Genomic DNA, 24,445 nt, shown 5'->3' on the forward strand with positions numbered 1-24,445 from the left:
GGTTTCCTTGCCAAAAAATAATTATCCCCCGTACTTTACGCTTGCTGAGGGCAGGAATCAGACATTAATTACACTTTTTGCATAAAAAATAGGGAGAATTGTCATCAAACTGCCATTTGCGTACGCTAACAATAACGTGAAAACAGTTATCTCCAGGGGTAAAACCATGAACGATCAAATGTTCATTGAGACACTGATTATCACGTCATCGTTTTTTGCCATTGCGGTTGTGCTGGTACTGTCCGTTTTGCTACTTGAACGGACCAGCTAGTTATACAGTACGGCGGAAATGGACCAGCTCTGGTTGCGCAATGCGTAAATAATCTGCGGTGTTAAGAATAACTGATTTATCCAGCATGCCTGCGTTGAAGGCAATTTCATCGAATCGCTCGAAGAGTAGTGGGTCAGCGACCAGTTTGAGTTTGGGGTGGAAGCTGAAAGGCGGGATGGCGCCAAAAACGCAGCCCGTGAGTTCATCGACCTCCGCCGGGCTGGCAAGCGAGGCGCGTAACCCGCCAATGTGACTGGCGAGTTGGCTCAGATCGGCCTGTTGATCGGCAGGAAGTATCGCTAATACATGTTGATTAACGCCATTACCTTTGACTTTACATACCAGCGCCTTGGCGCCCTGACCTAAAGCGGTGCCGCGAATTTCTGACACCGCTTCACATTTGCCCACCGCTTCATGGGTGACGATGCGGAAGTTAGCGCCTTCTTGTGATAATAAAGCGATTAAGCGCTGATGCGTCACGCTTCCTTTAGCCATTTCAGTCATTTCACGCTCCTGGATTTACAACTAAACAACCACAGAAGATTATCATGAACTGCTGTTTTTGTTCTGTTTATTGACATACAGACGTTCATCGGAAGCTTTATAAGCATCGTGAATCGTATCGGTTTCTTTCATCGCATAAATGCCGGAAGAGAAGCCGATCTCTTTTTGCGGCGCGATATGTTGCAGGCGTTTTTCGATACGGTCAGGCAATTGCGCAGCAATTTGTGGCGTCGAATCGACCAGGATAATGCAAAATTCATCACCGCCGAGACGGATAGCATAATCGCTTTTACGAATCGACTGTTTAATCGCCTGTGCCAATAAAGTAATCGCTAAATCACCTTCCTGGTGGCCGAGTGTGTCATTAATTTGCTTTAACTTGTCCATGTCAATAGCAATAAACATGACTGCAGAACCTGCCTGAACCAGGCGCTGCAAGCGTTGCTGCAACTCAGGAGTCAATATTTTGCGGTTATACAATCCGGTCATCGCATCGCTAATATTTTCGCGAGTCACGTTTTGGTACAAGCGGAAGTGCATGCGCACCATATTCAGTAATATCAATGCCGTCAGCAGCCAGAAGACAACGCTTTTCCATGAAGATGTAATAAAGTAAAGAATATCAATGGATAATGTAACGCGAATTCCGCCAGGTAAGTCATGGACGTAACTGACATACTGAAACAGATTGTCTTCACTCTGGTTGATAATAATGTCCCGACCCGAATCTACATCGGTAAGCGTAACATTGAGAAAACGCCAGAGGAGAGGGCGGTCATGAGTGTAAAAGATATTCCGCAGGTTGTTTTTATTGATATCCAGCAGCACTATCCCTTTAAGTTGACCTGCGAGATAAACCGGCGTCAGCAGGCTCATCACATTCTGTTTGGTACGCTGATCCTGGTAAATGCTCGATAACACGGTGCGACCGGTAAACACCTTTTCAATGTCTTTACGGTTAATGCCAATGCTTCCTGATTGCAAAAACGACCAGTTATTCATGGCGAAGTATTCAACATTGACCGGCTCATAAAAATAGACATAGCGGTCATTGAGATCGAGATAATAGTGAAATTTCTCTTCGGCCATCCCAAGACCGGAACCATATTCATCTTGATGGCGATTGCCTTCCACCGCTTGATCAAATGCGGGTAATAGCGCCGCTGCTTCCACAATGGTGTCACAGTCATCGGATGCGCTCTGTAATGTCCCGCGCAAGCCAGAATAAGTATGGGCCGTCAGATTTAATCCATGAGTATTATTGGCCGTTTCAAAAGCCTCGCAGATAGCACGTCGCTGTTCTGGCGACACCTCTGACTGCTCAGCAGCAAGTGCGCGCATGACATGTGCGGCAATACTCTGATTTTGATACTTATCATAGAGAAAGGAGGAATCCGCTTTCTGGACGATATAGCGCAAGTAGGCGCTCATCGCTCTGTCGCTGGCGACAAGTTCAAAAATAAGGAAGGAAGATGTCAGCACAATGACACTTGCGGCGATAAAATGCCGGAGCATTCTATGGTGCAATTTCATGATAAATGGCACTCCTTCGGTTAGTGAAATGAGAAAACCAGTTAAAGTTCGATTGCGGCCTGGCACAGGGGCGCTAATTATACTCATCTCTGTGCCGTTGGGGAGGAGAAATTTAGTGGTATTAGATATTAATTGTATGCAAAAGCCACGCAAAAAGCATGGCTGTGAATATTTTTGCACTCAAAGACGATGAATAATCACTTTGTTGCCTCCCTCGCTTTTCGCCTCACGTAAGGCTTTATCTGCTTCTGTCATGACAAGTGAAAGATTGTGCGTATCTCCGGTGGAAAAAACACTGCCAATGCTGATAGTCATTGGTTCAGGAACAGCATACCTGTTACTAAAGCCGGTCAGGAGTTCGACATTTTTACGCACACGTTCAGCAATAATTTTTGCCTGGGCAGCATTGAGTTCGGTAAATAGCAGGCCAAATACTTCCCCCTCAAGACGAGCTAAAATGTCATCGGGGCGGATACTTTGCTGGATAATATCGACAATTGAAACCAGCACTTTATCACCCACATGATGCCCCCATTGGTCATTGATGCGTTTGAACTGGTTAATATCTACCAGCATGATACAAAAATCCTTCACAACAGGTCGCGACAATAATGACTCTACGCTGTTGAAAAAGTAACGACGATTATAAATATTGGTCAACACATCATGAACCGCCAGTTTGCTGGAGAGTTGTAGTTCCTGAAAAATGTTATAAATCAGAAAAGTCACAACAAACAGTTTGCTGGAAACTTCGATACCACGACTGATGTACCAAATGGTGTAATTGTATTCATCCAGGGTCAGCAGAAGTAAGTTACAGCAGAGCGATGCCAGACATAATAACGCTATTGACGGCCAAAGTTCGCTTGCTAGTCGTGTGCGCATGATAATAAAGAACAGCAAAAATGCCCACAGACAAACCAAAATTTTTGTGTAGTTAATTCCCCAGCTCGCAGAATTGCTATCCGGACAGTAATCTACGACGTATAAGGAATAGTCAGGATTATAACTGCTCAGGTTGTGTGCCAGTAAGGGAAACAACATGAAAGGTATCAGCGCCAACAACAGGATGCAGGTTTTTTTCTTGTTGTTCGTTAGAATACTTTTTCGGTCATAACAGAAGAGAGCTAACGCTGTTAAGCAAATGAAACTTAGCTGGCGAAACAGATATAATATGGAAACATCATTTGATTTAGCCTGAATAAGCGTACTGTCACTGATAGGTTTATGAATAATGACAATGGTTTCAGTTAAATAGAAAATGCCACTTAAAAATGCAAGGCTTAAAATGAGTGTTGGAAAAATTTCACGGTTAGTGAAATATTTCATTAGCATGAATAGAAAAATGACGGCGTTAAGGAAAAACAAAGCCACAACAACCATCAGGTAATTCATCTGCGGGATGAGTTTTACATTGGTGTTTTCATTATATAAGGTGGTGATACAAAATAAAATCAATGTCAGTAGCAAACTGAAAATAAAAAAGCTTTGTGCTTTTAGCTTTTGTGTACACATAGAAATCATAAAAAGGAGAGCAGTGTGAGTGCTGATTTTATTGATGGTCGAGATATGTGGTTTTGATCATGATCAATTTTCGTTATTGCTAAAAAATAATTAAAGAATAACCCCGGGAAAATACGTGTTAATCAAATCATTTTTCCGAATGATTGTTTTCTGGAACTAAATTGTGTAAAGGTTGCGCTGTCATATTTAAAGCAATTGTAAGCTAACGTATATAATAAATTAAATAATTTACAGTAAGCTAAAAATCAGCCAGGTAATAATGACCTGGCTGATGGTACTAGTCTTTAGCAGTTGCGTTTTGCTTATGAAACAGTTCACGGAATACCGGATAAATATCATCCTGATCGCGGATATGCTGCATCGCAAAGTTTTCGAAAGTAGATTGCAGATGCTCATATTCTCGCCACAATGTCTGATGAGCACGACGAGTAATTTCGATATAGCTGTAATAACGAACAACTGGCAGTAATTTCTTCGCCAGAATCTCATGGCACAGCGGAGAATCATCAGCCCAGTTGTCGCCGTCCGATGCTTGCGCAGCATAGATATTCCACTGCGCCGGGTTATAACGCTCTTTTACCACATCATCCATCAGTTTCAGTGCGCTGGAAACAATGGTGCCGCCCGTTTCCTGTGAGTAGAAAAACTCATGTTCATCAACTTCTTTCGCCTGGGTATGATGGCGAATGTAAACGACTTCTACGTTCTTGTATGTTCTGCTCAGGAACAGATACAGAAGAATGTAAAAACGTTTGGCCATATCTTTGGTGGACTGATCCATCGAGCCAGAAACGTCCATCAGGCAGAACATTACTGCCTGGCTGGAGGGATCGGGCCGTTTCTCATAATTTTTGTAGCGTAAATCGAAAGTGTCGATGAAAGGAACACGTTCAATTTTAGCTCGCAGTTCGGCAATTTCTTTGCGCAAGCGTTCCTCTTCCAGCAGTTGCGCAGGTTCAGTATTGCTGATTATCGCTAAGTCTTCTTCCAGCGCGTGCAGTTCCCGCCGCTTGCCCGCGGTCATCGCGGTACGTCGTGCCAGTGAATTTTGCAATGAACGTACCACGCTAATGTTGGCCGGAACGCCATTTGCGGTATAACCCGCACGATGCGTTTTAAATTCGGTCAACTGGCGTTGCTGGTTTTGTTTCAGATTTGGTAAGGCCAAATCTTCAAACAGCAGATCGAGATACTCATCTTTCGAAATCTGAAAGACGAATTCATCCTGACCTTCACCGTCCTGGCTGGCCTGGCCCTGACCGCTACCAGAACCGCCGCCGCCGCCTTGAGGCCGCTCAATACGGTCGTTCTGTACGAAATGGTCGTTGCCCGGATGAACGCGATGGCGCAAGCCGCCACGCCCCTGATGAAACATTGGTTCGCTGATATCTTCCGTTGGAATGGAAACAGACTCGCCGCTGTCGACATCGGTCACCGAACGCTTATTAATGGCCTCGGAGATCGACTGTTTAATTTGCGCTTTATAACGGCGTAAAAAACGCTGGCGATTCACCATGCTTTTATTTTTGCCGTTCAGACGCCGGTCAATAAACCAGGTCATATGCCCCCCGTACTGCATTTGCCAACTGTATGCTACGCCTGTGTTGCCGCCTGTCTGGCCCACGGTTCGCTGTCGTTGTAGGCCCGGCGCATGCGCACCGGGCCGTAGTTGTTAAGACGATTTACGTACGCGCAAATACCATTCGCACAGTAAACGCACCTGTTTACGGGTGTAGCCTTTTTCCATCATACGGTCGACAAAATCGTCGTGTTTCTTCTGCTCGTCGGTTGAGGTTTTGGCGTTAAACGAAATGACCGGCAACAACTCTTCGGTATTGGAGAACATTTTCTTCTCAATGACCGTGCGCAGTTTTTCGTAACTGGTCCAGTTCGGATTGCGTCCGCTGTTATTCGCTCTGGCACGCAGTACAAAGTTGACGATCTCGTTACGGAAATCTTTCGGATTGCTGATCCCCGCCGGTTTTTCGATTTTCTCCAGCTCGGCGTTCAGCGACTCGCGATCAAACAATTGACCAGTATCCGGATCGCGATACTCCTGGTCCTGAATCCAGAAATCCGCATAGGTGACATAACGGTCGAAAATGTTCTGCCCATATTCAGAATAGGATTCAAGGTAGGCCGTCTGGATCTCTTTACCGATAAACTCGGCATATTTCGGGATCAGATAACCTTTCAGGAACTCCAGATAGCGTTCGGCCTGCTCTTGCGGGAACTGCTCGCGTTCAATCTGCTGTTCAAGAACGTAGAACAGATGAACCGGGTTAGCCGCCACTTCCACGTGATCGAAGTTGAACACACGGGAGAGGATCTTAAATGCGAAACGCGTAGACAGACCGTTCATCCCTTCATCGACGCCCGCGTAATCACGATATTCCTGATATGACTTGGCTTTCGGATCGGTATCTTTCAGGCTTTCGCCATCATAAACGCGCATCTTCGAATAAATGCTGGAGTTTTCTGGCTCTTTCAGGCGCGAAAGAATGGAAAAACGTGACAATGTTTCCAGCGTGCCTGGCGCGCATGGCGCGTGAGTCAATTCACTATGATTAAGTAATTTCTCGTAGATTTTGATCTCTTCGGAAATACGCAAGCAATACGGCACCTTCACGATATAGACACGGTCGAGGAAGGCTTCGTTGTTTTTATTATTACGGAAAGTCACCCATTCAGATTCGTTCGAGTGGGCGAGAATAATCCCGTTGAACGGCAGGGCGGAGATACCTTCCGTCCCGTTGTAGTTACCTTCCTGAGTGGCGGTTAACAGGGGATGCAGCACTTTAATCGGTGCTTTGAACATCTCAACAAATTCCATGATCCCCTGGTTGGCGCGGCACAGCGCACCGGAATAGCCGTAGGCATCCGGATCGTTCTGGGCGTAGTGTTCGAGTTTACGAATATCCACTTTCCCCACCAGCGCGGAAATATCCTGGTTGTTCTCATCGCCCGGTTCCGTTTTGGCAATGGCAATCTGTTGCAAAATAGACGGCCACACTTTGACCACGCGGAATTTAGTGATGTCGCCACCAAATTCATGCAGGCGTTTTGCCGCCCACGGCGACATAATGGTGCCAAGGTAGCGGCGTGGAATGCCGTACTCTTTTTCAAGGATCTGCGCATCTTCCTGTGGATTGAACAGACAGAACGGATGATCGTTAACCGGGCTTCGCTCACCGTTGGCGCTCAATACATAAATAGGCACGCGTTGCATTAATGATTTCAGTCGTTCAGCAAGTGACGACTTACCCCCACCCACAGGCCCCAGCAGATACAGGATTTGTTTCTTCTCTTCCAGCCCCTGAGCCGCATGTTTCAGATAAGAGACAATCTGTTCAATCGCGTCTTCCATGCCGTAAAACTCTTCAAATGCCGGATAACGTGCGATGACCCGGTTAGAAAAGAGTCGAGAAAGTCTGGGCTCCTGGGCTGTATCGACCATGACAGGCTCACCAATAGCCATCAATAGCCGCTCTGCCGCGTTGGCATAAGCACTGCGATCTTGCCGACAAATGGTAAGAAACTCCTGCAGTGTGAACTCTTCGTCCTTGGCAGCTTCATATCGCTGGCGATAGTGATCGAATATATTCATGGTATGCCGTCCTTTCGTTTTTTAGCACAGGTTAAGAGCCGTTCATATGAATAGTAGAGGCTCCCGGAAGAGGTAAACTGAACGACGTCTCTTGCTAAAACACAGCAACTCTCATGCCATCCTGCCGACCATGAGAACAACGTGCCCGGTGATACACCTTCAAAATTAAGCGTAGATGGCAATTGAGAAACTTGCCTGCACGGCTTTCTGAATTTCAATGGCATATCAACAACTCATCCATAAAAATTGCATAACTAATGTAAAGAATAATGCCGCCAGAAACGCAGAATTCATTCAGCTGTAAGCACTGCGTCATCAGCGTCAGGAAAATTAAACAGTTACCTTTTGAAATGAAAACGTAAAAAGTTTGGGTTTCGTTGTATTGACGGGTAAACTTTGTCGCCCGCTAAACATTTGTTTAAGGAATAATTAATTGTGACCAAACTCAAACTTCTGGCACTTGGAGTGCTTATCGCAACGTCTGCAGGCGTAGCACACGCTGAAGGTAATTTTTCCCTGGGCGCAGGCGTAGGTGTCGTTGAACACCCTTATAAAGATTACGATACCGATGTTTACCCAGTACCGGTAATCAACTACGAAGGCGATAACTTCTGGTTCCGTGGCTTAGGTGGTGGTTACTACCTGTGGAATGATGCAACGGATAAACTCTCAATTACCGCTTACTGGTCGCCGCTCTACTTCAAAGCCAAAGACAGTGGCGATCACCAAATGCGTCACCTGGATGACCGTAAGAGCACCATGATGGCTGGTCTGTCTTACGCTCACTTTACCCAGTATGGTTACCTGCGTACCACCCTGGCTGGCGATACCCTGGATAACAGCAACGGCATTGTCTGGGATACTGCCTGGTTATACCGTTACACCAATGGTGGTCTGACTCTGACCCCGGGTATTGGTGTACAGTGGAACAGCGAAAACCATAACGAATACTATTATGGCGTATCGCGTAAAGAGTCCGCTCGCAGCGGTCTGCGTGGCTATAACCCGAATGACAGCTGGAGCCCGTATCTGGAGCTGAGTGCCAGCTACAACTTCCTCGGCGACTGGAACGTTTATGGCACCGCGCGCTATACCCGCCTGTCTGACGAAGTTACTGACAGCCCGATGGTGGATAAATCCTGGACTGGCCTGATTTCTACCGGGATCACCTACAAATTCTGATAATGCATCTTTCCAGGGCATTTTGTGCATAAAAACAGGGCGTAATGCCCTGTTTTGCATTACGGTGGTGCAAAAACTGGGAGGAAGCGATGCAACAGAAAACGATTCAATTTAGTGGCGATGTCTCACTGCCAGCCATAGGGCAGGGAACATGGTATATGGGCGAAGAGGTCAGCCAGCGTAAAACCGAAGTTGATGCACTGCGTGCGGGCATTGATCTTGGTTTAACTCTCATTGATACCGCCGAAATGTATGCCGATGGCGGTGCCGAAAAGGTGGTTGGTGAAGCATTATCCGGCCTGCGTGATAAGGTTTTCCTCGTCTCCAAAGTCTATCCGTGGAATGCCGGCGGGCAAAAAGCCATTAACGCTTGTGAAGCCAGTTTACGTCGTCTCAATACCGATTATCTCGATCTCTACTTATTGCACTGGTCTGGCAGTTTCGCTTTTGAAGAGACTGTTGCGGCAATGGAAAAACTGATCGCCCAGGGCAAAATTCGTCGCTGGGGCGTTTCTAATCTTGATTATGCCGACATGCAGGAACTCTGGCAGGTGCCAGGGGGAAATCAGTGCGCTACCAATCAGGTGCTTTATCATCTCGGTTCGCGCGGTATTGAATATGATCTGCTACCCTGGTGTCAGCAACAACATATGCCAGTGATGGCATACAGTCCGTTGGCGCAGGCCGGGCGCTTACGTAATGGCTTGCTAAAAAACGCAATGGTCAACGAAATAGCTCATGCTCACAATGTCACCGCCGCGCAAGTTTTGCTGGCGTGGGTGATCAGCCATCAGGGCGTGATGGCGATTCCGAAAGCGGCAACTGTCGCACATGTCCAACAAAATGCGGCAGTGTTGGAATTGACGCTTTCAGGGGAAGAACTGGCGATGCTGGAAAAAGCGTACCCGGCACCAAAAGGAAAAACTGCGCTGGATATGGTGTGATTTGCTGCAAGGCCGGATGCATGCATCCGGCACAGTAACTCACGCAAATTAACGTTTGGCAACGCGAATGGATTGCGCCAGATGTGAAGGTTTCTCTTTGGTGACTTTTTGAGTTTCTGAGGCGTAAGCTGTTTCTACACAAACAAATGTTTTGTAGCCATCATCCGGCATATCGCCCATGCTGACTGAAAGCGCCGGTCCTGGGTTCCAGCCAACGACGTTCAGATGATGCTGGTGGCCTACGGTGACAATACGATTCAACGCCTCGTCATTAATCACACTGCAATCCTGCGCATTCAGATACACGCGATCGGTACGGTCAGGGAAGGTCTGAATACCGTCGGTCAGTACATCTTCTTTCGCGTCGTTTACTTTATCAATGAAGCGATCGCCCAGTCCGCTGACGCTTACCTTAGCAATATCACCCACGTTAAAGTAGGTATGTAGGGCAGAGGTGGTTTCAAATTCGCCATGTGATTCAAGATCGATTTCACAGGTTTTACCCACGCGGAAATGCGCTAACAGCGTAAAGTCGTGCGGCCAGAATTTTTTCGTCTCTTCGCTTTGTGTCAATTCGAAAGTCAGCGCCACGCCATCGGCATCTTCACTATGTGATTTCAGCGTCCACGGCAGGTTACGGGCAAAACCGTGCGCAGGCAGACCTTGTTGTGCAGCCGGACCAAACCACGGCCAGCAAACCGGTACGCCACCGCGAATGGCGACACCATTTTTAAACGGGGTATTGTTGCTCAACCACAGAACTTCTTCCTCACCCGCAGGTTTCCACGAGAGAAGATGAGCGCCCTGTAATGCAAAAGAGGCTTTTACCTGGGGATGATCGACCACAATAAGGTCCAGTTCATCCAGCTTACGACGGGAGAGGACAGGGGTAATTTGTTCGATGACCGGAAGGGCAAAAATTTTCTTAATCATGACGCAGTCCTTTAACTTCATTTCATCAGGTAAAAAAAAGAGCGACCGAAGTCGCTCTTTATAGATCACAGTATCATCTCAACTTATTTGGAGATGTGAGCGATCAGGTCCAGAACTTTGTTGGAGTAACCGGTTTCGTTGTCGTACCAGGATACCAGTTTCACGAAGTTGTCGTTCAGAGCGATACCAGCTTTAGCATCGAACACGGAAGTGCAAACTTCGCCGTTGAAATCGGTAGATACTACGTCATCTTCGGTGTAGCCCAGAACGCCTTTCATTTCGCCTTCAGCAGCAGCTTTAACGGCAGCTTTGATCTGCTCGTAAGTTGCAGCTTTTTCCAGACGAACGGTCAGGTCAACTACGGATACGTTCGGAGTCGGAACGCGGAACGCCATACCAGTCAGTTTGCCATTCAGTTCTGGCAGTACTTTACCTACAGCTTTAGCAGCACCGGTAGAGGACGGGATGATGTTCTGGGAAGCGCCACGGCCGCCGCGCCAGTCTTTGTGAGACGGGCCGTCAACGGTTTTCTGAGTAGCGGTGGTAGCGTGAACGGTGGTCATCAGACCTTCGATGATGCCGAAGTTATCGTTGATAACTTTAGCCAGCGGAGCCAGGCAGTTGGTGGTGCAGGAAGCGTTGGAAACGATGTCCTGGCCAGCATATTTGTCGAAGTTAGCGCCTTTAACGAACATCGGAGTGTTGTCTTTAGACGGACCAGTCATAACCACTTTTTTTGCACCAGCGGTGATGTGTTTACGAGCAGTTTCGTCAGTCAGGAACAGACCAGTTGCTTCAGCGACAACGTCAACACCAACTTCGTCCCATTTCAGGTTAGCCGGATCACGTTCAGCGGTAACACGGATTTTTTTACCGTTAACGATCAGATGACCGTCTTTCACTTCAACGGTACCGTCGAAACGGCCGTGAGTGGAGTCATATTTCAGCATGTATGCCATGTAATCAGCGTCTAACAGGTCGTTGATTGCAACGATCTCGATGTCAGAACGTTTCTGAGCAGCACGGAAAACAATGCGACCGATACGGCCAAAACCGTTGATACCTACTTTGATAGTCATATATTCCACCAGCTATTTGTTAGTGAATAAAAGGTTGCCTGTAAAATTACAAAAACCTTACGCAGCGTCAAGCGGAATCGTGTCAATCATTGCGACAAATCAATCCTCTGCCTAAGCATTACGCGACTGACTTGCCTCACTCTTCCTTTGTGCCTGAAACCACATGAGGGCGGCGCCGGGAATTTTAAAGGGCAATTATGATAAAAATGTGATTTTCATCACGATTTAGGCGCTGCCATTTCGCTGAGATCAAGTTTAGGACAAATTTTTGCCAGTTGGTGTTAATGTTTTGTTAGAATTGGTCGCGTAATGTGAGCGTGATTAAAGTGAGATGTGAGCAAATGGCTAACAAACCTTCGGCAGACGAACTGAAAAACAAATTGTCCGAGATGCAGTTTTACGTGACACAGAATCACGGGACGGAGCCGCCATTTACTGGCCGTTTACTGCACAATAAGCGTGACGGCGTTTACCACTGTTTGATCTGCGATGCCCCTCTGTTTCACTCCCAGTCTAAATATGATTCAGGTTGTGGCTGGCCGAGCTTTTACGAACCGGTGAGTGAAGATTCAATTCGTTATATCAAAGACTTGTCACATGGAATGCAGCGCATCGAGATTCGTTGCGGTAACTGTGATGCCCATCTTGGACATGTCTTTCCTGATGGGCCGCAGCCCACAGGCGAACGTTATTGTGTTAACTCAGCCTCTTTACGTTTCACTGATGGTGAAAATGGCGAAGAAATCAACGGTTGAAAAAACGATTCAGCAACTTATTCCACAGGAGCGGAAAAAATCATGAATCTTGATGAAATGATCAACAGCATGACGCCTGAGGTTTACCAGCGTTTATCGACCGCTGTTGAACTGGGAAAATGGCCAGATGGCGTTGCGCTGACCGAACAACAAAAAGAGAACTGCCTGCAACTGGTCATGCTGTGGCAAGCCCAAAACAATACCGACGCGCAGCATATGACCATCGACACCAATGGTCAGATGGTGATGAAGAGCAAGCAGCAGCTGAAAGAAGATTTTGGTATTACGGCGAAGCCAATTGCTATGTTTAAGTGATGGAGTTATCCCCTTTACAGGTAATTAATAAAGGGGATTGCCTGAAATTAATTGTCCAATCCCTCGTTGATTTCGTTTGTAGCTTTAAACCGTTCCGGAGCTTCACGTCTGTATTAACCCCCTGAATTTTTCATCCCTGAATCCTTTCTTTCGTTAAGTAGGGATCACTGCTGAATTTCCCTCTTTTGCGTACCGCCTTCCATCAATCTGTAACCCGTTCTCAGGTTTTCTGCGTATTTGTGATCTAAGTTGTAAATCGCAGATCATTATCTGTGTTTTAAAGATTTAATGTTGACCTCAAAAATCATGTGGGTAAGTATGATGGTCATCTAAGCAAAACAAAACACAGAGGATGACGCAATGAAAGCACTGGCTCGGTTTGGCAAGGCCTTTGGCGGCTACAAGATGATTGATGTCCCACGGCCCGTTTGTGGCCCGGAAGATGTGGTGATTGAAATTAAAGCCGCAGCTATCTGTGGCGCAGACATGAAACACTACAACGTTGATAGCGATTCAGATGAGTTTAACTCGATTCGTGGCCATGAATTTGCAGGCCGAATTGCTCAGGTTGGCGAAAAAGTCAAAGACTGGAAAGTGGGGCAGCGCGTCGTCTCTGATAACAGTGGTCATGTTTGCGGCGTTTGTCCTGCCTGTGAACAAGGTGATTTTCTGTGTTGTACAGAAAAAGTGAATCTTGGTCTGGATAACAATACCTGGGGCGGTGGCTTTTCCAAATATTGTCTGGTTCCTGGCGAAATCCTCAAAATTCATCGCCATGCGCTGTGGGAAATTCCCGATGGCGTCGATTATGAGGACGCAGCCGTACTTGACCCTATCTGTAATGCCTACAAATCCATCGCGCAGCAATCGAAATTCCTTCCTGGTCAGGATGTGGTCGTCATCGGCACTGGCCCGCTCGGGCTGTTCTCTGTACAAATGGCGCGGATTATGGGGGCGGTAAATATCGTCGTCGTTGGTCTGCAAGAAGATGTAGCGGTCCGCTTCCCGGTTGCAAAAGAACTGGGGGCGACGGCAGTAGTAAATGGTTCTACCGAAGATGTGGTGGCGCGCTGCCAGCAAATTTGTGGCAAAGACAATCTCGGACTGGTGATTGAATGCTCCGGTGCCAATATCGCACTGAAACAAGCCATCGAAATGCTGCGCCCGAATGGGGAAGTGGTACGCGTTGGAATGGGCTTCAAACCTCTTGATTTCTCGATTAATGACATTACCGCATGGAACAAAAGCATCATTGGGCATATGGCCTATGACTCCACCTCCTGGCGTAACGCTATCCGGCTATTGGCCAGCGGCGCTATCAACGTCAAACCGATGATCACGCATCGTATCGGCCTTTCGCAATGGCGCGAAGGGTTTGATGCGATGGTCGATAAAACCGCAATCAAAGTGATCATGACTTACGACTTTGATGAATAACTACTCTCCTGAAGGAACGTTATCGCATGGAACAGATAACAAAACCGCATTGTGGTGCACGGCTGGATCGCTTACCGGATTGCCGCTGGCATTCGTCAATGTTTGCCATCGTCGCATTTGGCTTGCTTGTCTGCTGGAGTAATGCCGTTGGTGGCTTGATCCTCGCGCAGCTGAAAGAGTTGGGCTGGACAGATAATTCCACCACCGCCACATTCTCGGCAATCACGACCGCCGGAATGTTTCTCGGTGCGCTGGTGGGCGGCATTATCGGAGACAAAACCGGACGCAGAACCGCGTTCATCCTCTATGAGGCCATTCATATTGTCTCTATGGCCATTGGCGCTTTCTCGCCGAATATGGATTTCTTGATTGCCTGCCGCTTTGTGATGGGTGTCGGGCTGGGGGCATTACTGGTTACTCTGTTTGCCGGCTTCACCGAATATATGCCCGGTAGAAATCGTGGAACGTGGTCCAGTCGGGTTTCCTTTATTGGCAACTGGTCATATCCGCTCTGTTCATTGATTGCGATGGGACTTACACCGCTAATTAGTGCCGAGTGGAACTGGCGGATACAACTGCTCATTCCCGCAATATTGTCGCTTATCGCTACCGCGCTGGCCTGGCGCTACTTTCCTGAATCCCCGCGTTGGCTGGAATCGCGCGGACGGTATCAGGAAGCCGAGAAAGTCATGCGGAGTATAGAAGAAGGCGTCATACGCCAGACGGGTAAACCCTTACCGCCAGTGGTTATTGCTGATGACGGTAAAGCGCCACAAGCGGTGCCGTATTCTGCCTTACTGACGGGAGTATTACTAAGACGCGTTATTTTAGGTTCTTGTGTACTTATTGCCATGAACGTTGTGCAGTACACGTTAATTAACTGGTTGCCAACGATATTCATGACCCAGGGAATTAATTTAAAAGACTCCATTGTCTTAAATACTATGAGTATGTTTGGCGCGCCATTTGGCATTTTTATTGCTATGTTGGTGATGGATAAAATTCCGCGCAAAACAATGGGTGTTGGGCTATTAATTCTGATTGCGGTGCTAGGGTATATCTATTCACTGCAAACCAGTATGTTGCTCATAACGTTGATTGGTTTCTTCCTGATTACTTTCGTCTATATGTATGTTTGCTATGCCTCGGCAGTGTATGTCCCTGAGATCTGGCCGACAGAGGCCAAACTCCGTGGCTCCGGTCTGGCGAATGCGGTAGGGCGAATCAGTGGTATTGCCGCACCTTATGCCGTTGCAGTGCTGCTCAGTAGTTATGGCGTAACGGGTGTCTTTATTCTTCTGGGGGCGGTTTCAATTATTGTCGCAATTGCTATCGCCACCATTGGAATTGAAACCAAAGGTGTCTCCGTTGAAAGTTTAAGTATTGATGCAGTAGCCAATAAATAATACTGGTGGATTCAAAATGAAAAATTCAAAAGCAATATTGCAGGTACCGGGCACAATGAAAATTATTTCAGCGGAAATACCTGTGCCTAAAGAAGATGAAGTTTTGATTAAAGTAGAATATGTCGGTATTTGTGGTTCAGATGTACATGGTTTTGAATCAGGCCCGTTTATTCCGCCTAAAGACCCAAATCAAGAAATTGGCCTTGGTCATGAATGCGCCGGGACGGTTGTGGCTGTGGGAAGCCGCGTGCGCAAATTTAAACCGGGGGATCGGGTAAATATCGAACCTGGCGTTCCTTGCGGTCACTGTCGTTACTGTCTGGAAGGCAAATATAACATCTGCCCGGACGTTGATTTTATGGCGACACAACCCAACTACCGCGGCGCATTAACGCACTATCTGTGTCATCCGGAGAGCTTTACTTACAAACTGCCCGACAATATGGACACGATGGAAGGGGCGCTGGTGGAGCCTGCGGCGGTCGGGATGCACGCCGCCATGCTGGCAGATGTTAAACCGGGTAAGAAGATAATTATTCTGGGAGCAGGTTGTATTGGTTTGATGACGTTGCAAGCGTGCAAATGCCTGGGAGCAACAGAAATTGCCGTCGTTGATGTGCTGGAAAAACGTCTGGCAATGGCGGAACAGCTTGGCGCGGCAATGGTCATCAATGGCGCTAAACAAGACACAATTGCGTGCTGTCAGCAATTTACCGAAGACATGGGCGCAGATATTGTTTTTGAAACTGCGGGTTCTGCGGTAACGGTAAAACAAGCTCCCTATCTGGTGATGCGCGGTGGAAAAATTATGATTGTCGGCACAGTACCCGGCGATTCGGCCATCAACTTTCTCAAAATCAATCGGGAAGTCACCATCCAGACGGTTTTCCGCTATGCCAACCGTTATCCGGTCACGATTGAAGCTATTTCATCAGGGCGATTCGATGTGAAATCGATGGTAACGCATATTTACGATTACCAGGATGTACAACAGGCATTTGAAGAGTCGGTTAACAACAAACGCGACATTATTAAAGGCGTTATTAAACTTAGCGATTAATTACTACGGGAGAACGGAATATGCTAGCAGATATCAGATTTTGGGAAAACGATGCCACCAATAAACATTATGCAATTGCCCATTTTAATGTATGGAATGCAGAAATGTTGATGGGCGTTATCGACGCAGCCGAAGAAGCGAAATCACCGGTTATTATTTCTTTTGGTACGGGATTTGTCGGAAATACCTCATTCGAAGATTTCTCGCATATGATGGTATCGATGGCACAAAAAGCAACGGTACCGGTAATTACCCACTGGGATCATGGCCGGAGTATGGAAATTATCCATAACGCCTGGACTCATGGAATGAACTCCTTAATGCGCGATGCATCCGCGTTTGATTTCGAAGAAAATATTCGTTTAACCAAAGAGGCTGTTGATTTCTTCCATCCGCTGGGTATTCCGGTAGAGGCGGAATTAGGACATGTCGGTAATGAAACCGTTTATGAGGAAGCGCTGGCGGGCTATCACTATACCGATCCTGACCAGGCCGCAGAATTTGTTGAACGCACGGGCTGTGACTCATTGGCTGTCGCCATTGGCAACCAGCATGGGGTTTATACGTCAGAGCCACAATTGAACTTTGAGGTCGTCAAACGCGTGCGCGATGCCGTTTCTGTTCCGCTGGTTTTACATGGCGCATCGGGGATCAGTGATGCTGATATTAAAACCGCGATTACATTGGGTATAGCGAAAATCAATATTCATACTGAACTGTGCCAGGCCGCAATGGTGGCAGTGAAAGAAAATCAGGATCAGCCTTTCTTGCACCTGGAGCGAGAAGTCCGTAAAGCAGTTAAAGAAAGGGCATTAGAAAAAATCAAATTATTTGGTTCAGACGGCAAGGCGGAATAATGTAATGGACAATCTTGAAGTTATATGTATAGGTGGCGCTATCGTTGATATTCCATTACAGCCGGTCAGTAAAAAAATTTTTGACGTAGATTCTTATCCGCTTGAAAGAATAGCAATGACCACGGGAGGCGACGCAATCAATGAAGCAACGATTATTTCTCGCCTGGGGCATCGCACGGCATTAATGAGCCGCATTGGTAAAGATGCCGCAGGACAATTTATTCTCGACCATTGTTGCAAAGAGAATATTGATATTCAAAGCCTGAAACAGGACGTCAGCGTAGATACCTCTATTAACGTTGGACTTGTAACGGAGGATGGCGAGCGGACATTTGTCACTAATCGCAACGGCAGTTTGTGGAAATTGAATATTAATGATGTCGACTTTGTACGGTTTTCTCAGGCAAAGTTATTATCGCTAGCAAGTATATTCAACAGTCCACTATTGGATGGTAAAGCGCTAACTGAAATTTTTACGCAAGCGAAAGCCCGGCAGATGATCATTTGTGCCGATATGATCAAGCCTCGTCTGAATGAAACACTGGATGATATTCGCGAAGCATTGAGTTATGTCGATTATCTGTTTCCAAATTTTGCCGAGGCAAAATTACTCACCGGAAAAGAGACGTTGGATGAAATTGCTGACTGCTTTCTTGAGTGCGGTGTAAAAACGGTAGTAATTAAGACGGGTAAAAACGGCTGCTTTATCAAGCGTGGTGAAATGACGATGACGGTACCAGCAGTAGCGGGAATTACGGCCATCGACACCATTGGCGCGGGCGATAACTTTGCTTCTGGTTTTATTGCGGCACTGCTGGAAGGTAAAGAGCTGCGTGAATGCGCGCGCTTTGCCAATGCAACGGCAGCTATATCGGTACTGAGTGTTGGTGCCACCACCGGTGTGAAAAACAGAAAGCTGGTCGAACAATTGCTGGAAGAATATGAAGGGTAATGAAGGCAAATGAAAATGATACCTTTAGGCACAACGGATATAACGCTTTCACGGATGGGGTTGGGGACATGGGCCATTGGCGGTGGTCCTGCATGGAATGGCGATCTCGATCGGCAAATTTGTATTGATACGATTATTGAAGCTCATCGTTGCGGCATTAACCTGATTGATACTGCGCCAGGATATAACTTTGGCAATAGTGAAGTTATTGTCGGCCAGGCGTTAAAACAATTGCCTCGCGAACAAATTGTCGTCGAAACGAAATGCGGTATTGTCTGGGAACGAGAAGGCAGTTTATTCAACAAAGTCGGCGATCGTCAGTTGTACAAAAACCTCTCTCCTGAATCTATCCGCGAAGAAGTCGATGCCAGCTTGCAACGTCTCGGCATTGACTACATCGATATTTACATGACGCACTGGCAGTCGGTGCCGCCTTGTTTTACGCCGATTGCAGAAACCGTAGCAGTACTTAATGAGCTGAAGGCTGAGGGGAAGATTCGTTCGATAGGCGCTGCTAATGTCGAAGCTGATCATATACGCGAATATCTGCGATATGGTGAGCTGGATATTATTCAGGCGAAATATAGCATTCTCGATCGGGCAATGGAAAACGAACTGCTGCCGCTATGTCGGGATAACGGCATTGTGGTTCAGGTCTATTCACCGTTAGAGCAGGGGCTGCTGACAGGTACCATCACTCGCGATTATATTCCAGGCGGCGCACGGGCAAATAAAGTTTGGTTCCAGCGTGAAAACATGCTCAAAGTGATTGATATGCTTGAACAGTGGCGGCCACTTTGTGCGCGTTATCAGTGCACAATTCCTACTCTGGCGCTGGCGTGGATATTAAAACAGAGCGATTTAATCTCCATTCTTAGCGGAGCAACTGCGCCTGAACAGGTACGTGAAAATGTGGCTGCGCTGAATATCAACTTATCGGATGCAGACGCAACATTGATGAGGGAAATGGCAGAGGCCCTGGAGCGTTAACTACCCCACACGATCCACCTCTGTTTCTGTGAAAACTGTGATGAAAATCTGTGATTCAAACAGGTTATTTTGAAAGTAAACATCGCTTATGCGATAATCGCGCTAATGTGATGTAAAAAGAGACAGGGGTGTAATCGTGGCGGCAAAAGACAGGATTCAGGCAATTAAACAGATGGTTGCCAACGATAAAAAAGTAACGGTTTCGAATTTGAGCTCGATTTTTCAGGTAACCGAAGAAACCATTCGCCGCGATCTTGAGAAGCTGGAAGATGAAGGTTTTTTGACCAGAACTTATGGTGGCGCTGTTTTAAATACAGCGATGCTGACGGAAAATATTCATTTTTATAAGCGCGCTTCGTCGTTTTATGAAGAGAAGCAGCTTATTGCTCGCAAGGCGCTGCCGTTTATCGACAATAAAACCACCATGGCGGCAGATTCCAGTAGTACCGTTATGGAATTGCTCAAATTGTTGCAGGACCGTAGTGATCTGACGTTGCTAACCAACTCGGCAGAAGCTATTCATGTTCTGGCTCAGTCAGAAATTAAAGTTGTTTCAACCGGTGGGGAACTGAACAAAAACACGCTTTCTCTGCAAGGACGAATTACTAAAGAGATCATCAGTCGTTATCACGTCGATATTATGGTAATGAGTTGTAAAGGTCTTGATATTAACAGCGGCGCACTGGACTCGAACGAAGCTGAAGCTGAAATCAAAAAGACAATGATCCGCCAGGCGACAGAAGTTGCGTTATTAGTCGATCACTCCAAGTTTGATCGCAAAGCTTTTGTTCAGTTAGCTGACTTTAGTCATATTAATTACATAATAACTGATAAATCACCGGGTGCAGAATGGGAAGAGTTTTGCAAAGACAATAATATCCAGCTTGTGTGGTAGCTTAAACACACGTTGTCAATGTTATTTGTTCCAGCGCCCGTGAAATAAAATGATGATAAAAATGCGGCAAGTGAGTTTGCCGCAATTGCTACCTTTTTTAGCAAAATTCGAGGCACCAAATGGAACAATATGATCAAATTGGCGCAAGACTGGACCGCTTGCCTTTGGCCCGGTTTCATTATCGTATATTTGGCATAATCAGCTTTAGTCTGTTATTAACGGGGTTTTTAAGTTATTCAGGCAATGTTGTTTTAGCAAAGCTGGTAAGCAATGGATGGTCAAATAATTTCCTCAATGCTGCTTTTACGTCGGCATTGATGTTTGGTTATTTCATCGGTTCGCTTGCCGGTGGATTCATTGGTGATTACTGTGGACGGCGTCGGGCATTTCGCATAAATCTTCTTATTGTTGGCATTGCAGCGACAGGCGCTGCTTTCGTCCCGGATATGTACTGGTTAATCTTCTTTCGCTTCCTGATGGGGACAGGAATGGGAGCGCTGATTATGGTTGGCTATGCTTCATTTACTGAGTTTATTCCCGCTCTGGTTCGTGGAAAATGGTCCGCGCGACTCTCATTTGTCGGCAACTGGTCGCCCATGTTGTCAGCGGCGATTGGCGTTGTCGTTATCGCTTTCTTCAGTTGGCGCATAATGTTTCTGCTGGGCGGTATTGGGATAATATTAGCATGGTTACTCTCTGGTAAATATTTTATTGAGTCGCCTCGTTGGTTGGCGGGTATTGGACAATTACCGGGAGCAGAAAGGCAACTTCGTGAAGTAGAGCAGCAAATCGAAAAAGAGAAGGGTATTCATCTACCACCACTTGCTTTGAGGCAAAGCGAAAGTCGGAGTCATGAAATCAGTGGTACTTTTTGGTTGCTATTTAAAGGCGAGATGTTGCGGCGCACGTTAGTCGCGATTACGGTTTTAATTGCAATGAATATTTCGCTTTATACTATCACCGTATGGATACCGACCATATTTGTTAATTCTGGTATTGATGTTGATAAATCGATATTAATGACTGCTGTTATTATGATTGGTGCTCCGGTTGGAATATTCATTGCTGCGTTAGTTATTGATCACTTTCCTCGCCGATTATTTGGCTCGTCTTTGCTTATAATTATTGCTGTGTTGGGATATATATATTCTATACAAACTACAGAATGGGCTATTTTAGGCTATGGCCTGGTGATGATCTTCTTTCTTTATATGTATGTTTGTTTCGCGTCTGCGGTGTATATCCCGGAACTTTGGCCAACCCATTTACGCCTGCGCGGCTCGGGATTTGTTAATGCAGTAGGACGAATCGTCGCGGTCTTCACTCCGTATGGCGTCGCGGCGTTATTAACGCATTATGGTTCGATAACGGTCTTTATGGTGCTTGGTGTCATGTTGGTGTTATGTGCGCTGGTCCTCTCCATTTTTGGCATCGAAACGCGGAAGGTGTCGCTGGAACGAATTTCTGGTGTGAATTGAATTTTCGCTGATTGTGTCAATTGTCAGATGCAACGCTGGCATGTTTATCTGGCCTACGATGTAATTAAGGAATTGTAGGCCAGAGATGGATCTGACTAATTTTATCCCTGCGTCTCTTCCCAGTCTGCCAGCGTGTACAATGTTGCCCCAGCGGCTGACATCTCCATAAACGCGTGCGCACTGTCCTGTGGCTGGATATTCACACCGCGACAGCCATCGGTAATCACGTTAACCTTGTAACCTAACTGTAACGCGTCCAGGACGGTAAACTTCACGCAATAGTCCGTAGCCAGCCCCATAATGATCAGTTCATTGATTTCATGGTCGCGCAACCAGCCATCGAGCTCGGTTTTCTGCCGCCGCCCGTTATCAAAAAAGGCACTGTAACTGTCGACTAAAGGATTTTCGCCTTTGTGAAACACGGCATCAATCGACTTTTGCGCCAGCAGAGGGTGCAACGCTGCACCTTCGCTGTGTTGCACACAGTGATCGGGCCAGAAGGTTTGCGGTAGGCCATCAAGCTGACCCTGTGTATAAGGCTCTACACCTTGCTGGCTGGCGAAGCTGCCGTGATTGGCCGGATGCCAGTCCTGACTGGCGACGACCGCTTCACCGCGCGCTTTGCACCAACTTATCAGGGCATTAGCAACATCAACCGTGCTATCGCCTTCGGCAACAGCCAGCGCACCGCCAGCGCAGAAATCATTTTGTAAATCGACCAGTAACAGAGCGCGTTGGGGCATTACAGTCTCCTTAATCATCCGGCGTCAGTTCGCCGCGCAGGTTTTGGCTCATGGCCTTGCGAATGGTTTCGGTATCCAGTCCCTGGCTGAGCAGGTAGTGCAGTTTGGTTAGCGTGGCTTCTACGGTCATATCCGCACCGCCAATAACACCGGCATGGGCGAGGGCGTTACCGGTGGCATAACCGCCCATATTGACTTTACCGGACATGCATTGTGTCAGGTTAACCACCACAATTCCGCGATCGCTGGCTTCTTGTAATTCTTGCAGGAATGCTTTGTTTTGCGGCGCATTACCCACGCCATAAGAGCGCAGAATCAACGCCTTAACCGGTTGACGCAGGAAGTTACGTACGACGTCGGCAGAAATCCCTGGATAAATCGTCACTACGCCGATCGGCTGTGGTGTAATCGGATGAACGATCAGCTCACCAGTGCCGTGTGGGGCGGGCGGTGTATTTAAACGGCGAATATGAATACCCGCTTCCAGTAACGGTGGAAGGTTTGGTGACGCGAAGGCATCAAAACCATCGGCATGGGCTTTGGTGGTGCGGTTGCCGCGATACAGGCGATTATTAAAAAAGAGTGTGACTTCGTTGATGGGATAGTTCGCCGCAACGTACAACGCATTAAGCAAATTGATTTGTCCGTCAGAGCGTAACTCGGCTAATGGGATTTGTGACCCTGTCACAATAACCGGTTTTCCGAGGTTCTCCAGCATGAACGACAGCGCAGAGGCGGTATACGCCATCGTGTCGGTGCCGTGCAGAATGACAAAACCATCGTACTCGTCATAGTGCGCTTTAATATCTTCAGCAATATGCTGCCAGTCCTCTGGCGTCATATCAGAAGAATCCATCAGCGGCGTGTATTCATGAATGGTGAAATCCGGCATCTCCGGGCGATGGAACTCTGGCATCAGCGCCAGCTGGCGTTGTAGATGGCCCGACACCGGAATATATCCCTGCTCGGAACGCTGCATCCCGATGGTCCCGCCCGTGTAGGCAACGTAAATTGATTTCTTTTGCATGATATTGATATGAATGATACCGAAAGAGCAAAAGTATATACGTGAGGGGCAGCAAGCGCACCTGGATACTCTGTGGATATGAGAAAAGCCCGGCGGAACAGAGGGATTAGCGTTCCGCCGGAGAAAAATGGTTAATCCTGCAACGCATAGGTTACGGTCGTGACTACACGCACCGTTTTGTTAATCGCCGAGGGATCATCTTCGTCACTGCCACTGGCGAAAATCTGGAACACGCCTTGTGACGCATCGCTAATGGACCCCACCTGACTACCTGAATCCGTCGCAAACTGTAATGCTGCGTTACGTGCGTCTTTCGTTGCGGCAGCAATCATCTCCGCGCGAACTGCGCCAATACCATTAAAGCGGTAGGCGATTTTGCTATCAGCGATCGCGCCATCTGTGGCGATTTGCAGGTCGTTTAATTTAGCGACGATTTTTTCGACGGCAGCAACGTTATGCGTTTTTATCGTAACAGACCCGTCAGCGTTATAGCGTGGCATCGTCGGATCATCTTTGAGGTAAAAGGCATCCGTTCGCTTACTTGTCCATTGACCCACGTTGATCTCTTTGTCGTTAATCCCCTGAGCGTGGAATTCGGCAACAATCTTTTTCTGCGCATCTTCAAGTTTCGGGAACAGTTCGCCAGGAACATTACCCTTAAAGTTGATAGCAATTGTTAATTCAGCCGTATCTGCGCGAACTTCTTTTTCTGAAAGCCCCCGCACGTTCACATAACGGTTGTTGGTTTTTAGATGTTTAACACCATCGCCAACAAAATAACCACAGGCGCTGATTCCCAGTCCGAGGACAATAGCGGCAATTAAAGAGGGTGCCTTATTCACTGATGACTCCATGACAGATGCTAAATGAGCAAGGGAATGTAGTGGAGAGAGGGAGTGAAAGACAGTCCGGTTCAGGAGTGTGGCCGACAGCATATCGGCCACATATTTGCA

General features: G+C 47.1%; 23 protein-coding genes. 13 read left to right on the forward strand and 10 right to left on the reverse strand.

The genetic code is table 11. The features are described 5' to 3' along the window. Positions 1 to 166: 166 nt before the first annotated feature. Positions 167 to 271 carry a small membrane protein YoaI gene (gene yoaI / locus FEK42_RS03445; RefSeq protein WP_130218789.1) on the forward strand — a complete coding sequence of 35 codons (105 nt, stop codon included), beginning with the start codon at positions 167 to 169 and terminating at the stop codon, positions 269 to 271. Here the strand turns inward: yoaI and yeaK are convergent, their stop codons facing one another. From yeaK to yeaG, 5 genes are all read right to left on the reverse strand, one after another. After that, entirely contained in the window at positions 272 to 775 is a 504-nt protein-coding gene (yeaK, locus tag FEK42_RS03450; RefSeq protein ID WP_135407018.1) for a mischarged aminoacyl-tRNA deacylase, read from the reverse strand. 42 nt (positions 776 to 817) lie between these two features. Then, a complete protein-coding gene (gene dgcJ / locus FEK42_RS03455; RefSeq protein WP_130257813.1) occupies positions 818 to 2,308 on the reverse strand; it encodes a diguanylate cyclase DgcJ in 1,491 nt (496 codons plus the stop codon). Positions 2,309 to 2,488: 180 nt separating this feature from the next. Continuing rightward, on the reverse strand, positions 2,489 to 3,832 hold the full coding sequence (locus FEK42_RS03460) for a GGDEF domain-containing protein (protein ID WP_138211736.1): 1,344 nt from the start codon (positions 3,830 to 3,832) through the stop codon (positions 2,489 to 2,491). Positions 3,833 to 4,109: 277 nt separating this feature from the next. After that, positions 4,110 to 5,393 carry a YeaH/YhbH family protein gene (locus FEK42_RS03465; RefSeq protein ID WP_064529212.1) on the reverse strand — a complete coding sequence of 428 codons (1,284 nt, stop codon included), beginning with the start codon at positions 5,391 to 5,393 and terminating at the stop codon, positions 4,110 to 4,112. A 111-nt stretch (positions 5,394 to 5,504) separates the two neighbouring features. After that, a complete protein-coding gene (gene yeaG, locus FEK42_RS03470; RefSeq protein WP_001019857.1) occupies positions 5,505 to 7,439 on the reverse strand; it encodes a protein kinase YeaG in 1,935 nt (644 codons plus the stop codon). Between the two features lie 435 nt (positions 7,440 to 7,874). Here yeaG and mipA point away from each other — a divergent pair, with 435 nt between their 5' ends. Together mipA and FEK42_RS03480 are read left to right on the forward strand one after the other, a co-directional pair. Then, positions 7,875 to 8,621: a scaffolding protein MipA gene (gene mipA / locus FEK42_RS03475; RefSeq protein WP_130208388.1), complete on the forward strand. Its 747-nt coding sequence runs from the start codon at positions 7,875 to 7,877 to the stop codon at positions 8,619 to 8,621. Between the two features lie 89 nt (positions 8,622 to 8,710). Then, positions 8,711 to 9,565, forward strand: a complete 855-nt coding sequence (locus FEK42_RS03480) for an aldo/keto reductase (protein ID WP_135492706.1) — start codon at positions 8,711 to 8,713, stop codon at positions 9,563 to 9,565. 48 nt (positions 9,566 to 9,613) lie between these two features. Here FEK42_RS03480 and FEK42_RS03485 read toward each other — a convergent pair whose 3' ends face one another. Together FEK42_RS03485 and gapA are read right to left on the reverse strand one after the other, a co-directional pair. Further along, the gene (locus tag FEK42_RS03485; protein WP_135492705.1) at positions 9,614 to 10,498 is read right to left on the reverse strand and encodes a D-hexose-6-phosphate mutarotase; all 885 of its coding nucleotides are present in this window, start codon (positions 10,496 to 10,498) and stop codon (positions 9,614 to 9,616) included. 83 nt (positions 10,499 to 10,581) lie between these two features. Further along, on the reverse strand, positions 10,582 to 11,577 hold the full coding sequence (gapA, locus tag FEK42_RS03490) for a glyceraldehyde-3-phosphate dehydrogenase (protein ID WP_000153502.1): 996 nt from the start codon (positions 11,575 to 11,577) through the stop codon (positions 10,582 to 10,584). A 341-nt stretch (positions 11,578 to 11,918) separates the two neighbouring features. Between gapA and msrB the strand changes: the two genes are divergently transcribed. The 10 genes from msrB to FEK42_RS03540 all read left to right on the forward strand — a co-directional run bounded on the left by msrB (position 11,919) and on the right by FEK42_RS03540 (position 21,722). Then, positions 11,919 to 12,332: a peptide-methionine (R)-S-oxide reductase MsrB gene (gene msrB / locus FEK42_RS03495; RefSeq protein WP_130218799.1), complete on the forward strand. Its 414-nt coding sequence runs from the start codon at positions 11,919 to 11,921 to the stop codon at positions 12,330 to 12,332. Between the two features lie 42 nt (positions 12,333 to 12,374). Further along, complete coding sequence (locus tag FEK42_RS03500; RefSeq protein WP_130223463.1) at positions 12,375 to 12,647, forward strand: YeaC family protein; 273 nt, start codon at positions 12,375 to 12,377, stop codon at positions 12,645 to 12,647. Positions 12,648 to 13,007: 360 nt separating this feature from the next. Beyond that, positions 13,008 to 14,084 carry a zinc-binding dehydrogenase gene (locus tag FEK42_RS03505; protein ID WP_135492704.1) on the forward strand — a complete coding sequence of 359 codons (1,077 nt, stop codon included), beginning with the start codon at positions 13,008 to 13,010 and terminating at the stop codon, positions 14,082 to 14,084. 26 nt (positions 14,085 to 14,110) lie between these two features. After that, positions 14,111 to 15,490, forward strand: a complete 1,380-nt coding sequence (locus FEK42_RS03510; protein WP_135492703.1) for an MFS transporter — start codon at positions 14,111 to 14,113, stop codon at positions 15,488 to 15,490. Positions 15,491 to 15,506: 16 nt separating this feature from the next. Then, positions 15,507 to 16,550: an NAD(P)-dependent alcohol dehydrogenase gene (locus FEK42_RS03515; protein WP_130259877.1), complete on the forward strand. Its 1,044-nt coding sequence runs from the start codon at positions 15,507 to 15,509 to the stop codon at positions 16,548 to 16,550. A 20-nt stretch (positions 16,551 to 16,570) separates the two neighbouring features. Next, on the forward strand, positions 16,571 to 17,407 hold the full coding sequence (locus tag FEK42_RS03520) for a ketose-bisphosphate aldolase (RefSeq protein ID WP_135492702.1): 837 nt from the start codon (positions 16,571 to 16,573) through the stop codon (positions 17,405 to 17,407). 4 nt (positions 17,408 to 17,411) lie between these two features. Next, positions 17,412 to 18,359 (forward strand): sugar kinase, encoded by a 948-nt coding sequence (locus tag FEK42_RS03525; protein WP_130208370.1) that lies wholly within the window; start codon positions 17,412 to 17,414, stop codon positions 18,357 to 18,359. A 9-nt stretch (positions 18,360 to 18,368) separates the two neighbouring features. Then, positions 18,369 to 19,349: an NADH-dependent methylglyoxal reductase gene (ydjG, locus tag FEK42_RS03530; protein ID WP_130259875.1), complete on the forward strand. Its 981-nt coding sequence runs from the start codon at positions 18,369 to 18,371 to the stop codon at positions 19,347 to 19,349. Positions 19,350 to 19,485: 136 nt separating this feature from the next. After that, the gene (locus FEK42_RS03535; protein ID WP_130257697.1) at positions 19,486 to 20,244 is read left to right on the forward strand and encodes a DeoR/GlpR family DNA-binding transcription regulator; all 759 of its coding nucleotides are present in this window, start codon (positions 19,486 to 19,488) and stop codon (positions 20,242 to 20,244) included. Positions 20,245 to 20,363: 119 nt separating this feature from the next. Further along, positions 20,364 to 21,722 carry an MFS transporter gene (locus tag FEK42_RS03540; protein WP_135492700.1) on the forward strand — a complete coding sequence of 453 codons (1,359 nt, stop codon included), beginning with the start codon at positions 20,364 to 20,366 and terminating at the stop codon, positions 21,720 to 21,722. 101 nt (positions 21,723 to 21,823) lie between these two features. On the opposite strand, the gene pncA is transcribed toward FEK42_RS03540, so the two are convergent. The 3 genes from pncA to FEK42_RS03555 form a co-directional block, all read right to left on the reverse strand. Further along, positions 21,824 to 22,465 carry a bifunctional nicotinamidase/pyrazinamidase gene (pncA, locus tag FEK42_RS03545; protein ID WP_131161153.1) on the reverse strand — a complete coding sequence of 214 codons (642 nt, stop codon included), beginning with the start codon at positions 22,463 to 22,465 and terminating at the stop codon, positions 21,824 to 21,826. 10 nt (positions 22,466 to 22,475) lie between these two features. Then, complete coding sequence (gene ansA, locus FEK42_RS03550) at positions 22,476 to 23,492, reverse strand: asparaginase (RefSeq protein ID WP_130208360.1); 1,017 nt, start codon at positions 23,490 to 23,492, stop codon at positions 22,476 to 22,478. A gap of 131 nt (positions 23,493 to 23,623) precedes the next feature. Next, positions 23,624 to 24,334 carry an SIMPL domain-containing protein gene (locus FEK42_RS03555; protein ID WP_130218821.1) on the reverse strand — a complete coding sequence of 237 codons (711 nt, stop codon included), beginning with the start codon at positions 24,332 to 24,334 and terminating at the stop codon, positions 23,624 to 23,626. Positions 24,335 to 24,445: the final 111 nt, after the last annotated feature.

This window comes from Escherichia sp. E2748 (assembly GCF_005781125.1).
Taxonomy (GTDB): Bacteria; Pseudomonadota; Gammaproteobacteria; order Enterobacterales; family Enterobacteriaceae; genus Escherichia.

Coding starts and splice junctions, on each gene's coding strand:
- yoaI (WP_130218789.1), top strand. CDS start 167: ATGAACGATCAAATGTTCATTGAGACACTGATTATCACGTCATCGTTT.
- yeaK (WP_135407018.1), bottom strand. CDS start 775: ATGACTGAAATGGCTAAAGGAAGCGTGACGCATCAGCGCTTAATCGCT.
- dgcJ (WP_130257813.1), bottom strand. CDS start 2,308: ATGAAATTGCACCATAGAATGCTCCGGCATTTTATCGCCGCAAGTGTC.
- FEK42_RS03460 (WP_138211736.1), bottom strand. CDS start 3,832: ATGATTTCTATGTGTACACAAAAGCTAAAAGCACAAAGCTTTTTTATT.
- FEK42_RS03465 (WP_064529212.1), bottom strand. CDS start 5,393: ATGACCTGGTTTATTGACCGGCGTCTGAACGGCAAAAATAAAAGCATG.
- yeaG (WP_001019857.1), bottom strand. CDS start 7,439: ATGAATATATTCGATCACTATCGCCAGCGATATGAAGCTGCCAAGGAC.
- FEK42_RS03480 (WP_135492706.1), top strand. CDS start 8,711: ATGCAACAGAAAACGATTCAATTTAGTGGCGATGTCTCACTGCCAGCC.
- FEK42_RS03485 (WP_135492705.1), bottom strand. CDS start 10,498: ATGATTAAGAAAATTTTTGCCCTTCCGGTCATCGAACAAATTACCCCT.
- gapA (WP_000153502.1), bottom strand. CDS start 11,577: ATGACTATCAAAGTAGGTATCAACGGTTTTGGCCGTATCGGTCGCATT.
- msrB (WP_130218799.1), top strand. CDS start 11,919: ATGGCTAACAAACCTTCGGCAGACGAACTGAAAAACAAATTGTCCGAG.
- FEK42_RS03500 (WP_130223463.1), top strand. CDS start 12,375: ATGAATCTTGATGAAATGATCAACAGCATGACGCCTGAGGTTTACCAG.
- FEK42_RS03505 (WP_135492704.1), top strand. CDS start 13,008: ATGAAAGCACTGGCTCGGTTTGGCAAGGCCTTTGGCGGCTACAAGATG.
- FEK42_RS03510 (WP_135492703.1), top strand. CDS start 14,111: ATGGAACAGATAACAAAACCGCATTGTGGTGCACGGCTGGATCGCTTA.
- FEK42_RS03515 (WP_130259877.1), top strand. CDS start 15,507: ATGAAAAATTCAAAAGCAATATTGCAGGTACCGGGCACAATGAAAATT.
- FEK42_RS03520 (WP_135492702.1), top strand. CDS start 16,571: ATGCTAGCAGATATCAGATTTTGGGAAAACGATGCCACCAATAAACAT.
- FEK42_RS03525 (WP_130208370.1), top strand. CDS start 17,412: ATGGACAATCTTGAAGTTATATGTATAGGTGGCGCTATCGTTGATATT.
- ydjG (WP_130259875.1), top strand. CDS start 18,369: ATGAAAATGATACCTTTAGGCACAACGGATATAACGCTTTCACGGATG.
- FEK42_RS03540 (WP_135492700.1), top strand. CDS start 20,364: ATGGAACAATATGATCAAATTGGCGCAAGACTGGACCGCTTGCCTTTG.
- pncA (WP_131161153.1), bottom strand. CDS start 22,465: ATGCCCCAACGCGCTCTGTTACTGGTCGATTTACAAAATGATTTCTGC.
- ansA (WP_130208360.1), bottom strand. CDS start 23,492: ATGCAAAAGAAATCAATTTACGTTGCCTACACGGGCGGGACCATCGGG.